At 62.5% G+C, this 13,171-nt stretch carries 10 protein-coding genes; all 10 read right to left on the bottom strand.

Annotated elements, in window-relative coordinates:
* Window positions 1–16 precede the first annotated feature (16 nt).
* The 10 genes from A7X77_RS03055 to A7X77_RS03010 all read right to left on the bottom strand — a co-directional run bounded on the left by A7X77_RS03055 (window position 17) and on the right by A7X77_RS03010 (window position 13,171).
* Window positions 17–880 (bottom strand): ABC transporter permease, encoded by an 864-nt coding sequence (locus A7X77_RS03055; RefSeq protein WP_064681514.1) that lies wholly within the window; start codon window positions 878–880, stop codon window positions 17–19.
* Window positions 881–883: 3 nt separating this feature from the next.
* On the bottom strand, window positions 884–1,831 hold the full coding sequence (locus A7X77_RS03050; protein WP_064681513.1) for an ABC transporter permease: 948 nt from the start codon (window positions 1,829–1,831) through the stop codon (window positions 884–886).
* 347 nt (window positions 1,832–2,178) lie between these two features.
* Window positions 2,179–3,708: an ABC transporter substrate-binding protein gene (locus A7X77_RS03045; protein ID WP_197486782.1), complete on the bottom strand. Its 1,530-nt coding sequence runs from the start codon at window positions 3,706–3,708 to the stop codon at window positions 2,179–2,181.
* A gap of 156 nt (window positions 3,709–3,864) precedes the next feature.
* Complete coding sequence (locus A7X77_RS03040; protein ID WP_064681511.1) at window positions 3,865–4,779, bottom strand: LysR family transcriptional regulator; 915 nt, start codon at window positions 4,777–4,779, stop codon at window positions 3,865–3,867.
* 42 nt (window positions 4,780–4,821) lie between these two features.
* A complete protein-coding gene (locus tag A7X77_RS03035; protein ID WP_064681704.1) occupies window positions 4,822–5,817 on the bottom strand; it encodes a P1 family peptidase in 996 nt (331 codons plus the stop codon).
* 122 nt (window positions 5,818–5,939) lie between these two features.
* Entirely contained in the window at window positions 5,940–6,134 is a 195-nt protein-coding gene (locus A7X77_RS03030; RefSeq protein ID WP_010033580.1) for a hypothetical protein, read from the bottom strand.
* A 523-nt stretch (window positions 6,135–6,657) separates the two neighbouring features.
* Window positions 6,658–9,597, bottom strand: a complete 2,940-nt coding sequence (locus A7X77_RS03025; protein WP_064681510.1) for an aminotransferase — start codon at window positions 9,595–9,597, stop codon at window positions 6,658–6,660.
* A gap of 120 nt (window positions 9,598–9,717) precedes the next feature.
* Window positions 9,718–10,602, bottom strand: a complete 885-nt coding sequence (gene purU, locus A7X77_RS03020; RefSeq protein ID WP_064681509.1) for a formyltetrahydrofolate deformylase — start codon at window positions 10,600–10,602, stop codon at window positions 9,718–9,720.
* A 217-nt stretch (window positions 10,603–10,819) separates the two neighbouring features.
* Window positions 10,820–11,836 (bottom strand): acyltransferase family protein, encoded by a 1,017-nt coding sequence (locus A7X77_RS03015; protein WP_064681508.1) that lies wholly within the window; start codon window positions 11,834–11,836, stop codon window positions 10,820–10,822.
* A gap of 54 nt (window positions 11,837–11,890) precedes the next feature.
* Window positions 11,891–13,171, bottom strand: coding sequence for a hypothetical protein (locus A7X77_RS03010; RefSeq protein WP_064681507.1), 1,281 nt, complete (start codon window positions 13,169–13,171; stop codon window positions 11,891–11,893).

Raw genomic sequence — 13,171 nt, 5'->3', positions numbered from 1 at the left:
TTGTCTCGGGAGGACATCAGCGCCTAGCCTCGCGTGGATCGAGAAGATCGCGCAAGCCGTCGCCGAGCATGTTGAAGCCGAGGACGGTCAGCGCGATGGCAAGGCCCGGCAGGACCGCCAGCCAGGGGGCCAGCGCCAGATAGGTTTGCGCATCGGCGAGCATCCGGCCCCACGTCGGCGCCGGCGGCGCCATGCCGAGTCCAAGAAAGCTGAGACCGGCTTCGGTCAGGATCGCCAGCCCGAGCTGGATCGCCCCATGAACGATGATCTGGCTGATGATATTCGGCAGCACATGGCGCAGTGAAATGGTCAGGCGCGTATTGCCGATCGCGCGCGCCGCCGTCACATAATCCCGGCTCCAGGCCTGCAGCGAGGTCGCAAGCGTCACCCTGGCAAAGACCGGGATCATGAAGACGGCGATCGCGGCGATCGCGGTGAACCGGCCCGGCCCGAGAAAGGCGCCGAGCACCATCGCCGACAGGATCGGCGGCAAGGCAAAGATGACATCGCAGATGCGCATCAGCAGCGCTTCGAACGGGCCGCGGATCGCTGCCGCCGAAACGCCGGCGATCGAACCGAGCGTCCCGCCGATCGCTACGGCGCTGATGGCGATCGACAGCGAATTCCAGCATCCCGCCATCAGCATCGACAGCACGTCGCGACCGAACTGGTCGGTGCCGAGCAGGCCGAAGGCAAGCGGCGGCTGCAGTTTGTGGACGATCTGCATCTTTTCAGGCGGCAGCGGCGTCCAAACGAGAGACAGCAGCGCAACGGCGACCAGCAGACCGACGATGACAGCACCAGAAATCAGGTTCCTTCGCCGGCTAAGTCTAGAGGCCGGACGGCGGTGGATGATGCCCGTGGATGTGATTGGTGCCATCTGTCAGGCCGTCTTTCTCATCCTGGGATCGATCGCCAGATAGGAGAGATCGACGATGAAATTCACCACGATGACGAGGGCGGCGAAGAACAGCACGACATCCTGCATGACGATGATGTCGCGCTGGGAAAGCGCCTGCAGGGCAAGGCGCCCGAGGCCGGGCAGGTTGAAGACGTTTTCCACCAGCACCGCGCCGGCGACGAGAAAGGTGAACTGCAGCCCGATCATGGTGAGGATCGGGATCAGCGCGTTCGGCACGACGTGCCGCCACAACACGGCGCTGCGCGAAAGCCCTTTGGCCACCGCGGTGCGGGCAAAATCCTCATGCATGGTCTCGATCACGGCCGAACGCGCCACCCGCGTCAACACGCCCGCCTGCGGCATTGCCAGCGCAACAGCCGGCAGAGCAAGCGCCTGCAATGCCGGCAGAAGACCGGCGCCCCAGCCCGGGAAACCGCCGGCCGGCATCAGTCTGAGCATCGTCGAAAACAGGATGACCAGCAGCAGCGCCACCCAGAAAGCGGGCATTGCGATGCTGATCTGTGCAAACAGCGCTGCGACGATATCGAAGGCACGGCCGCGGCGCGAGGCGGCCAGCACCCCGAGCGGCAGGGCGATCGCCACCGAAAGTGCGATCGCCATCAACGCCAGCGGCAGCGTCACCGCCAGCCGCTCGACGATCAATCCCGCGACAGGAACACCATAGGTGTAGGATTGCCCGAGATCGCCTGACAATACCCCCGCCAGCCATTGCCCGTAACGCAGGATGAGCGGCTGGTCGAGCCCGAGATCATGGCGCAGCGCCGCTAAGGTCTCCGGGCTTGCAGAGGTGCCGAGCATGATCGAGGCGGGATCGCCGGGCAGGAGATCCATGACGGTGAAGATCAGCAGCGAGACGATGAGAAGCGTGATGACAAGGCCGGCGAAGCGGCGGGCGAGGAGGGTGATCATGTGGGCCACGCTGCCGAGGTGGCACGGCTGCTCTCCCATGGGCTGGCGTTGGGTTTGGCGAGAAGCTCAACCCCACTCTCCGTCTTCCTCGGCCTTGAGCCGAGGATCCATGTCGCGGCTGCTGGTGGATGCCGTGTGGATGCTCGGCTCAAGGCCGAGCATGACGGAGTGCGGGGTGGGTGGCGGGAGCCATCCAACGCGCTGACGCCAGGGGTGCCACCCAGCGAAATCAAACCATGGCTGAACGGAGTTGGCGAGCCAGGGAAAGGGCTGCGCGTCATATCGGCCAAATACATCTCGGATCTGTCCAAGGCCATCCTCTTTTCGCGTCCCCACCGGCCCGCAGCTCACTCCTCCCAGGAAACCCCGGACAGCACGTTGGAAGGGATCGGCTCGTTCTCCCACAGCCCTTTCAGCTTCTTGTCCCAGACTCCGAGTTTCGGCATGACGAAGAGGTAGAGCGCCGGCACGTCCTCGGCGAGGATCTTCTGCGCTTGCGCATAGATCGCATTCTGCGCGGCGGGATCGGTCGTCTCCTGGACCTTCTTCATCAGCGCGTTGAAGGCCGGGTTCTTGTAGTTGAAATAATAGGGATCGCGGGCATAGATGTCGATGTCGAGCGGCTCGGCATGTGCGACGATCGTCATCTCGAAATTGCGGTCCTTCATGATGTCCTGGACCCATTTCGCCGGAAATTCCGTCGGCTCGATATTCATCGTCACACCGATCTCGGCAAACATCGCCTGCATCACCTGAGCGCTGCGCGGCGCATAAGCCATCTGCGGCGATTTGATCGTGAATGTGAAGCCGTTGGGATAGCCGGCTTCGGCCAGCAGCGCCTTGGCCTTTTCGACGTCGTAGGGCAGCACGCCGGTCATATCCTGATAGCCCGGGTCGTTCGGCGTGTAATGGCTGCCGATCGGCGTGCCGAGGCCCGACCACGCCCCGTCGATCACCGTCTTGCGGTCGATCGCCATCATCAGCGCCTGGCGCACGCGCTTGTCGTCGAACGGCTTCCTGGCATTGTTCATGCCGGCGACGACCTTGAGCTCGGTATTGCCGATCCTGGTGACGAGCCTGGCATCGCCGTCGAACGAACTCATCAGCTCGGGTGCGGCAAATTCCGGAAAGGCGTCGAGATCGCCCGATTTCAGCGCGGCCGCCTGCGCCTGTGGATCGGCGATGAAGCGGAAGGTCACCTTGTCGAGCTTGGCGGCGGCATCCTTGTTCCAGTAGTCGGCATTTCTGGCGAGTTCGACCTTGTCGCCCTTCGCCCAACCGGCGAATTTGAAGGGACCGGTGCCGATCGGCGTCACCTTGTCGTCGGCCGCCGTCTTCGGCGCGACCATGACAGAGGCCGGCCAGCCGAGCCAATAGATCAGGCTGCCGGTCGGCGCTGAGAGATGCAGCACCAGCGTTTCGGCATCGGGCGTTTCGATTGAGGCGATCGAGGCGAAGAAGCGCTTCTGCGGATTGACCGAATCCGCGCCGCGGGCGCGGTCGAGCGAAAACTTGGCGCTGGCGGCATCGAAGGCCTCGCCGTCGTGGAATTTGACGCCGGTCTGCAGCTTGAACGTATAGGTCAGGCCATCGGGCGAGACCTCCCAGCTTTTGGCCAGCTGCGGCTGGACCTTGCCGGCCTGGTCGATCCTCACCAGCCCCTCGAACACGTTCTGCCAGGTGACCTGGCCTATTGCGACGGGGGCTGCGATCGTCGGGTCGAGCCCGGTCGGCTCGACGCTCATGCCGAGGTTGAGGGTGGTTTTCGCCGCTTCTGCTGGCGTCATCGCCGTCATCATCAGACCGGCCGAAAGTGCAGCGCCAAGGGAAAGCCGTTGGACGAAACGCGCTGACGGCGCAAAGCAAAGCTCGATCATCATGTTCCCTTTTCTGGCCACGCTCAGATGGCGAGGCCCTTTTTGCGAAGAGAGTGGCACTGTCCCTGTGCACACACAATGGCGATTTTGTGTGCTCAGTGTAGCTGAAAAAGCTACACAGCAAATTGGCCGTCAAGGCAAGCCGGAAGCTTCAGGCTATTGCTCGGCTCGGCGGTTCGTTTGCTCGCGCATGAATCTCTCGATGAAGTCGAGCAGCTTCGTCGCGGCGAAAGACAGCTGCCGGTCGGGCGCGACGCAGAGATCGACATGGGTGCGGATGCCGGTCTTGCCGGAAAGCGGGATGGCCAGAAGCTGGCCCGCTTCGACCTCACGGCGGACGGCAAGTGCTGGCAACAGCGTGGCTGCGGCCCCGCTGAGCACCAGTTCCTTCAGCATTTCGAGCGAGCTGGTGACGAAGACCGGATCGAGGCTCAGCCCCTCCTTCTCGAACAGCGTGTCGAAGGCCTGGCGGAAGCCGAAGGATTGATCCGGCAGTGCCAACGCGTAGTCGGCGAGCGTCCTTAGCGGGATTTCGGCATGCGCGGCCGCCGGATGCTGCGGCGTGGCGATGAGATCATAGGCGATCTCGGAGCGCAGCCGCACTTTGGTGCCGGACAGAATCGGCGAAAAAAGGGTCACCGCGATATCCGCCTCGGCGCTGTTGACGGCATCGATCGCCTGCCGTGCGCTGGTGATCATCACGCTAAAGCGCAGCTGCGGATATTTCAGGCTGAATTCAGCCAGCGCCGGCGCTAGCAGATTGGCGACGGTCGCGCCGTTGGCATAGATGCTGACACGGCCGCGCTGAAGGCCCTTCAGGTCTTCGATCAACTGCTGCACGTGATCGAGTTCCCGCAGCGTCCGGCCGGCGCGGGCAGCAAGCAGCTCGCCGGCGGCCGTCAGCTTGACGCCGCGGGCGCTGCGTTCGACGAGCGGCGCACCGAAATGATGTTCGAGATTCTCGATCTGTCGGCTGATCGCCGTCGGCGCGACGTTGAGGTTCTCGGCCGCCTGGCGCATAGAATTGGTCCTGACCAGTTCGTCGAAATACATCAGCGCTCGGATCTGCATTCACGTCTCTCCGCCACTCTACCCGGATTACGACCCATTCAATCAGTGGCCGTCGGGATAGCGGTCGCGCCAGGCCTTTTGCGCGCCCTCGGCTGGCAGCGCGGTGGCGGCGTAGACGCCGCGGGCGATCGCCCGTGCCATGACGATGGTGGCAAGATGGCAAAGCTCCATCAGGCTTGCCATGTCGTCGCGGCGACGCCTGGCCGTCGACGCGGCAAAGACGGTGTCGCCGTCGAACGGCAGGTGCGCCGGCAGCAGCGCCCGGGCAAGACCGTCATGGCCGGCGAGCGAAAGCCGGTAGGCCTCGGCCTTGGTCAACTGCGCGTCGGTCACCACCGCGCCGATCGTCGTCGCCGGCCCGTTCATGCCCTTGAGCCGCATCCTGTGATCGGCGATCGCAGGCATGCCGAGCCCGCCGAATTCTGCGTCTTTTTCGAAGGGTGCCGCCCAGAAATGCGGTCCGTCGCCGATCGTTGCCGAGCCGAGCGCATTGACGGCGACGATTGCCGCGACACGATGGTCGGCGCTGCTGACGGCGCTGGCCGAGCCGAGCCCGCCCTTGAAGGTGGCAGTCGTCGCCCCCGTGCCGGCGCCTATCGTGCCGAGCGGGAAGGCGCCCGGGGTAGCAGCCTTCACCGCGGCATAACCCATGTCGCGATAGGGCGAATGCAGCCCCCAATCCTTGTCGCCGCCGTTCAGCAGATCCATCAGGATCGCCTGCGGCACGATCGGTATGCGCACCGGCCCGACCGCGAAGCCGCGGCCGAGTTCGCGCAATCCGGACTGCACGCCGCCGGCGGCATCCAGCCCGAAAGCCGAGCCGCCGGAAAGCACGAAGGCATCGACGGCGCTGACGGTCATCGACGGGTCGAGCAGGCCGGTGTCGCGCCCGCCTGGCGCGCCGCCGAGCACCGTGCCGGATGCGATGGCCGGCTCGTCGAAGATGATGACCGTGACGCCGGAGCCGAGAGTGAGATCGGTCGCATGGCCGACGGCGACGCCATCAATATCGGTGATCAGGTTTAGAAGCTCAGGCAAGGGCGGATCCTTGTGCACGAAGGGCCGCCGATAGGACTGCAATTGTCCCCAAAAAACAAGACCGGCCCCTAAGGACCGGTCACAACAGGAAAGCCGCCAAACTCGGCAGCGGCCGCGTGCCCTCAGGCATGAACCGGCTTCGGATGACGGCGGGTCATCAGGTCATGGATGGCCAGCCGCACCTCGTCGGGCGAACCGAACCGCTGCTCGTCGAGGTCGTGGACATGATATTTCACGGCGATAAACTTCAGCCGGTCTTCGTCGGGAATGACGATTCCGACGGGAACGCCGGCATATTCGATAACTTGCTTCTTCATCGATAGAACTCCTGCCGCGCGACATGCGCAGCCATGGCGAATTGACTTGTCTGGTACCGTTGAAAGGAGGACGAACGTCACATTCGACAGTTCGGGCGGGAGAGGGCGCCCGGACGGTCATTGCCAAGCACAGATCGCCCAAGGAGATCGGCGAGAATATCGATGTCTATCATGTCTCGTTCCTTGCGTTGGCGTTGCGCTTGAGTGGTCCCGGAAGAGCCCGGGGCCGGCGATGGCTATCTTCTATAATCTACTAACTTGGTAGAGATTACCCGAGAGCCTGTCAGAAACATATTCCGAAACGTGTCAAAAAATCGACGATCCGAAAAAAATCATTCCGCCTTGCCCAAAACTTACGGAAAGAAACATATCAGCTCTTCGTAAAATTCGGATGACAGAATCGAAACTCTTTCGACCGCCGCAGCAGAGATAGGAAGCCTTGCTGATTCCGGCAATGGGCCGCATCGGCAAAAATCGAAATGCCTCGAAATGACCGATTTGGTTAAGGCGGCAGGAGCTAGGTTCACCAGCCTTCGTCGAGCACCTTTTCCAGCATGTCGGCAAAGAAATCCGCGCTTTCGATGCTAAGGCAGAGTGGCGGTTTGATCTTCAGCACATTTTGGTGATCGCCGGTCGGCTGCATGATGACGCCGAGATCAAGAAGCCGGTCGCAGATCGCCGCCGTCTCTTCTTTCGCCGGCTCCAGCGTCGTTCTGTCGCGGACGAATTCCAGGCCGAGATAGAGGCCCATGCCATGCACGGCGCCGGCGATCGGGTGGCGGTTGATCAGCGCCGCAAGCCGCCCCTTCAGGTGTTCGCCGACCGTGCGGGCATTTTCCTGCAGCTTTTCCTCGGCCATGATGTCGAGCACCGCCAGGCCGGCGACGCAGCTGACAGGGCTGCCGCCGGTGGAGGAAAAGAAGGGGCCGTCCTTCTCCAGTGACTGTGCGATTTCGCGTGTGGTGATGACGGCGCCGAGCGGATGGCCGTTGCCCATGCCCTTGGCGACGGTGATGATATCGGGCACGACCCCTTGTTGTTCGAAACCCCAGAAATAATGACCGAGCCTGGAATAACCGACCTGCACCTCGTCGGCGATGCAGAGGCCGCCGCGGGCCCGCACCTGCGCGTAGATCTCCTGGAGATAACCATCCGGCAAGGGAATGCCGCCGGCATTGCCGTAGACCGATTCGCAGATGAAGCCGGCCAAGCCTTCGCCGCCGGCGTCGATCGTCTCCAGCATCGGCATGACGGCGCTGAGGTAGCTCGCTGCCGTGTCAGGCCCGCGAAACGCGCCGCGATAGGTATTCGGCGAAACGGCCGCATGCACCCAGTCCGGCCGGGTGGTCAGCGCCTGCGGATTGTCGGCGATCGAGGTGGAGACGGCGTCACTCGCTGCCGACCAGCCGTGATAGGCTTCGAGCAGGCAGAGCATATTGCGCGCGCCGCTATGGGTTTGCGCCAGCCGGATTGCCAGATCGTTCGCCTCCGAGCCGCTGTTGACCAGAAAGACCGTATCGAGACCCTCCGGCGAAAGGGCGGCGAGCCGTTCGGAAAATTCCGCGATCGCGGCATAATGGAAGCGCGAATTCGTATTGAGCAGCAGCCATTGGGCGCTGATCGCCGCCGCCAGCTTGGGATGGCCGTGGCCGAGAATCGTGACGTTGTTGACCATGTCGAGATAGGCGCGGCCTTCGACATCGAACAGATGCTCCCTCCAGCCGCGCTCGATCTGCGGCGGCGCGGCATAATAGTGCTTCTGCGGGTCTGCGAGATGCGCCTGCCGCGTGACGAGCAGACTGGCGGTTTTCGGTTGCGGCGCGTCCGCTCCTGGGCTTAGAAGGGGCGAGGGCGAAGGGCAGAGCACCGACCAGGCGGCCGCCTCCCGCGGCGTGGCAAAGAGCGGCGGTTCGAGACCGGCGACGCTGCAGAGCTGGAGGCGCAGCCCGCCGAGCGACGACGCCTCTCCGACAACCGAACCGAGCGGATCGCCGGCGGCAAGGGCGGCGCCATCCTCGACCCCACCGTCGATCGAAGGGGTAAGCCCATCGAGGTGCAGGGTCATCGTCTTGGAGGTCAGGGTCAGATGCTGGTCCTTCCAGCCGATGCGGCCGGCAAAGGGTGCTGTGACCGCGCTTCCTGCGGCAAGGCATATGTCGACATGCAGGGCGCAGGTCGCCTGTCCCCTGGTGTTTCCGAGGGCCGCGCGGGAGAGCCGATATTCGCCGTATCGCGTTGCCGCCGTACCGTTTTCGGCAGCAGCCCGAGCCAGCAGCCGCCAGTCCATATCGGAATTCAGCCAGTTGCCGGCGGAAAAATGCGGGCTTCGCACGCCGAGGTCGATATAGGCGATCGCGGCGGGATCGATGTCCGGCAGCAGCGGCAGCCATTCCGATGTTTGCGCAGCGGCGACGTCCGCGCCTGCTGCCTTGAGGATGGCGGCTTCCATGAGTTCGAACGGAACCGACATTGCCGTATCGAAGATCGCCCGCTCGCGGTCGAGATTGCCGCGGACGTAATCATTGTCGGGATCGATTGAAATCTGCTGCTCGCTGCTGGCGACGAGGATGACCGCGCGGGCAACGATCAGTGGCCACAGCGCCTTGAGTTCGTCCTCGCTCAGCGGGTAGATCGCCTGATAGGCGGTGACGGCAGGCAGGATATGAAAGGGATCGCCATTTGCCTGATGCAGCAAGGAGGCGCAGGTGACGGCGAGGTCGCCGACCAGCCAGCCGCGGATGATGTCGCCGAAATCGATTACCCCATCGGGAATCGTACGGCCGCGTGCGTCACGTTGGCCGACGACATTGTCGCCGGTGACATCGTGATGGACAGCCTGCAGCCGGAGCGACGGCGCCAGGGGCTGGATGCGGCGAACGGCCAGCACCATGGTTTTGGCGATCCGGTCGCGGGCAGCGCTGTCGGTGATGGCGGAAAGCAGCTGCACGGCGACCGGCCCGGCGCGCCTCAGATCCCATTGCAGACTGCGGTCGAGACCCGGATGGTCGAAATCGGCAAGTGCCTGCGCCAGCCTGGCGCAGAGAGCGCCAAGCGCCGCAACGGAAGCCGGCGCGACATATGTTAGTTCCGTCAGCCCCCGACCTTCGAGATATTCCAACAGCCGGACCTGGTAGCCCTGCCCACGCACGGTGAGGACCAGGATCTCTCGTCCGTCATTCGTGGCGACGACGTTCGGAACACGCGGCGCGTCCGACTTGCTTTTGAGGTGATGGATTGCCGCATTCTGCGCTTCGAGCTCGCGGGTCTCGTAGGCGGCGTGGCAGATTTTCAGGACGTAGCGTCCGCGATCGCTGTCGATCCGGTAGTTCCGATCCTGCTGGCTGCCCAGTTCGGCGACGGTGCCGGACAGGCCGTAATGATCAAGCAGGATCTCTTCCGCGTCCGCGACGGTGACGTCGGGACGCGGCAGCGCGATGCGATCAACAAGCGCCTCGTCGGTCATGACACCCCCTCCCGCAGCATGATTCGATTACCCGTTGAGCGAGATAATCAAATACTTGCTGCCGGCAGGCAACGGGTGATTGTCGTTTGCCAGCAAAAGAGATGCGGGTCGTGACGAGCCTCAGCCCATGCGTTCGGATGCGTAGCTTCCGGGGCTGGCCGGGAAGACAACGGTGCGGTTGCCGTTGATGAAGGTGCGATGATGGATATGGGCGTGAATGGCCCGGGCCAGTACCTGGCTTTCGACGTCACGGCCGATCGAGACATAGTCGTCGGCGCTCTGGGCATGGGTGATGCGGGCCGTGTCCTGTTCGATGATCGGGCCTTCGTCGAGATCGGCGGTGACGTAATGGGCGGTGGCGCCGATCAGTTTGACGCCGCGCTCATAGGCCTGCTTGTAGGGATTGGCACCCTTGAAGGACGGCAGGAAGGAATGGTGGATGTTGATGATCTTGCCCGACATCTGCTTGCAGAGCTGGTCGGAGAGGACCTGCATGTAGCGGGCGAGCACGATCAGCTCGGTGCCGGTCTGCTCGACGAGCTCGACCAGCTGGGCTTCGGCCTGCGGCTTGTTCTCCTTGGTCACCTTGATGTGGTGGAAGGGGATGTCGTGATTGACGACGACCTTCTGGTAATCGAAATGGTTGGAGACGACGCCGACGATGTCGATCGGCAGCGCCCCGATCTTCCAGCGGTAGAGCAGGTCGTTGAGACAATGGCCGAAGCGCGACACCATCAGCAGCACCTTCATGCGGCTTTCGCTGTTGTGGAAATCATAGTCCATCGCAAAGGGGGCGGCGACGGCGGCGAAATCGGCGCTGATGGCGGTGCCTGACAGGCCTTCCTCCGAAATGAAGCTGACGCGCATGAAGAACTTGCCGGTATCGAGATCGTCGAACTGCGAGCTGTCGATGATGTTGCAGCCCTTCTCGGCCAGATAGCTCGAAATCGCAGCAACAATGCCGCGCGTCGATTTGCAGGATACCGTCAATACATAGCTTGTCATGTCTGTCCCTCTTCCATCTTCAAGAGCGCCGCCGTGCTTAGATCAAAGCCCGGATCGCGAATAGGCCGGTGCGCTTTCATTCATGCGACAAATTGCAAGATGAACTATCATGCTTCTGCAAGTTCTCTCGCTTCCAGGCCTTAGCTTAGAAGAAGTTGCGCGAAAAACTGTGCCGCCAGCGCCGCGGGGATGCGTATTCTCGCCTTCGGCACGAAAGTCAGGCCGGCGGACGGCTTGCGGCGGCCACCTTGCGGCGCGGGGTGGTGACTTCGTGGATGATGGCGCCGCCGATCGATGAGAGCACCAGCGACAAGATCACGAAGAGCACCGGCTGCTGCAGGATACCGAACGGCAGGCGGTCGGCGGCGACCCTCAGAAAAGCGAGTGTGAAGGCGTGGGTGATGTAGATGGCGTAGGAGCAGTCGCCGAGATAGTTCAGCCATCCGAGAACCGGCAGCCGCGAAAAGTCGATGGAAACGGCGCCGTAGAGGATGAAGATCGCCGGAATTCCCCAGGCGTAGAACCGGCTCTCCGGCTGCATCAGCGCCTCGTTGACGAAGAGGAACGCAAAGCCGGTGGCCAGTGCCGCCCATGCCCAGGGGTTGGCCAGAAGCACCTTCTGTCGGTAAAGCCAGCCGAGCACCACCCCGGCGAGAAATTCCAGCATGATCGGCTCGCCGTAGAACCGGGTGGCGGTCGTTTCCGGCAGCAACCGGCAGGCGATCAGGATCACGGCAAAGACGGCAAACATGGCTGGAATCCGGCGGGCTTCCGAAAGTGGCAGCAGCAGCGCGAACACAAAATAGAAGAACATCTCGTAATTCAGCGTCCAGCCCGGCACGACGACGGGGGTGATCGTTCTCGGATCGGCGGCATTGGGCCATGGCAGGAAGAGCAGCGAGGCGGTCAGATGCGGAAGGTCGAACACGGTCGACTTTAGGAGCGACGGCGCCGCCAGCGCCACGACCGCCGAAAACAACGTGGCCAGCCAATAGAGCGGGACGATCCTTCTGATGCGACGGCGGGCGAAATCGATAGGGCTCGTCGCGCGCCCGCTCGTCGTCAGCCACATCACGAGACCGCTCAAGACGAAGAAGATGTCGACGCCGGTTTCACCATAAAGAAAGGCCGTGGCGTCAATGGCGGGATCGACTTTGGCAAGCTGCAATATCGCATGGAAATAAACGACCATCAGCGCTGCAACGGCGCGCAGATACTGAAGCTGGACAAGCATCGAGCGTCTTGCTCCCCGGGCTTGCGGACGACGGTCGCCACCGTGCCGCTGCGGTCAACTCTCTACATCTGCCGCACGACCCTGCCGGATGCGCGGGCTGTCGTGGAAGCGCATATATCCGACGACGAACCACAGGAGGCCGGCAATCTTCATCGAGAAGACGGCGGTCCCTCCGATCATCATATTCAGAAAAATGAAAAGAGAAAGTGAATGGGCGCAACGCCGCTGCGCCGCGGTGCGGCCGGCAGGGAAGAGGCAGACGAACAGCCAGAAGGCGATGACGCCGAAGATGGTCGCCGCGTAGATCAGGTAGACATAGCCGCTGTCGGCGAATTCGCCCACCCGGTCGACCGAAAGCCCGAGAATGGCCAGAGGATCGAGCTCCATGATCTTCTTCATGGTCAGGTTGATGCGGCCGGTGAAATTGTCGCCTGTCGCATTGGGTTTCAGGGTATAGACCAGGAAACCCGCAGCGACGATCAGCGGCATCAGCGCCAGATTGAAATTCTTCGGGATCTTCGGAAAGACGAAATAGCCGACGATACAGGCAAAACAGAAGATCAGCATCGTGCGCGTATCGTTCGTCACCAGGATCAGCACCGCCGTAGCGATGAACAGCAGCCGGTCCCAGCGGCCTGTTCTTTCCCACATGGAAATCAGGTAGATCGCGATCACGCCGCAGAAATTGGCGAGCGACACCTGCTCGAGAAAGATCGACGATGAGCGGTGGTCGATGATGCCGAAGGAGAAGCGCTCGGGAAAACCGAGCGCATTCTGGAAGAGGCCTGTCTTATTGTAGCTCAGCGGCAGCAGCCCGCGCGTATTTGCGAAATAATCGGACGGATGCACGATGCTGACATAGAACGGCACGCTGGCAATCTCGAAGATCAGGAAGATCAGCACCGCAAGGCTGGCCCAGCGAAAGGCCAGCTTCATCGTTTTCTCGTTGCTCCAGCCGCCGAGGCCGGAAAAGCAGAAAATGATCAGCACGTTGCGGAAATGATCGACGAAGGGCGTGCGGTTGAGCACGCTGACATAGATAGTCACGACAAGCGTGAACAGCAGGAACAGGAATGCCGGCAGGTCGGTCTCGTAGATCCCCTTATGGAGGATGTAGATGATGGCACTTGCCAGAATGAGGCCTTCGCTGGCGGCGACATGCGTCAGCGAAAGCGGCATGATGTTGTGGTTGATATAGGCCAGAATGCCGTTATAGAGCACCGACAGCAGGCCTAGCCAGAGCACCGGATAGTCGACGCGCGATCCGCTCGCGGCCGCATCAACCCGGTTGCCCGTCACGGTGAACGTCGCTGCCTTCTGATCGAGCGCTGGCAC

The sequence above is a fragment of the Rhizobium bangladeshense genome, from assembly GCF_001662075.1.
Taxonomy (GTDB): Bacteria; Pseudomonadota; Alphaproteobacteria; order Rhizobiales; family Rhizobiaceae; genus Rhizobium; species Rhizobium bangladeshense_B.
This window is presented reverse-complemented; position numbering and strand designations above follow the sequence as displayed.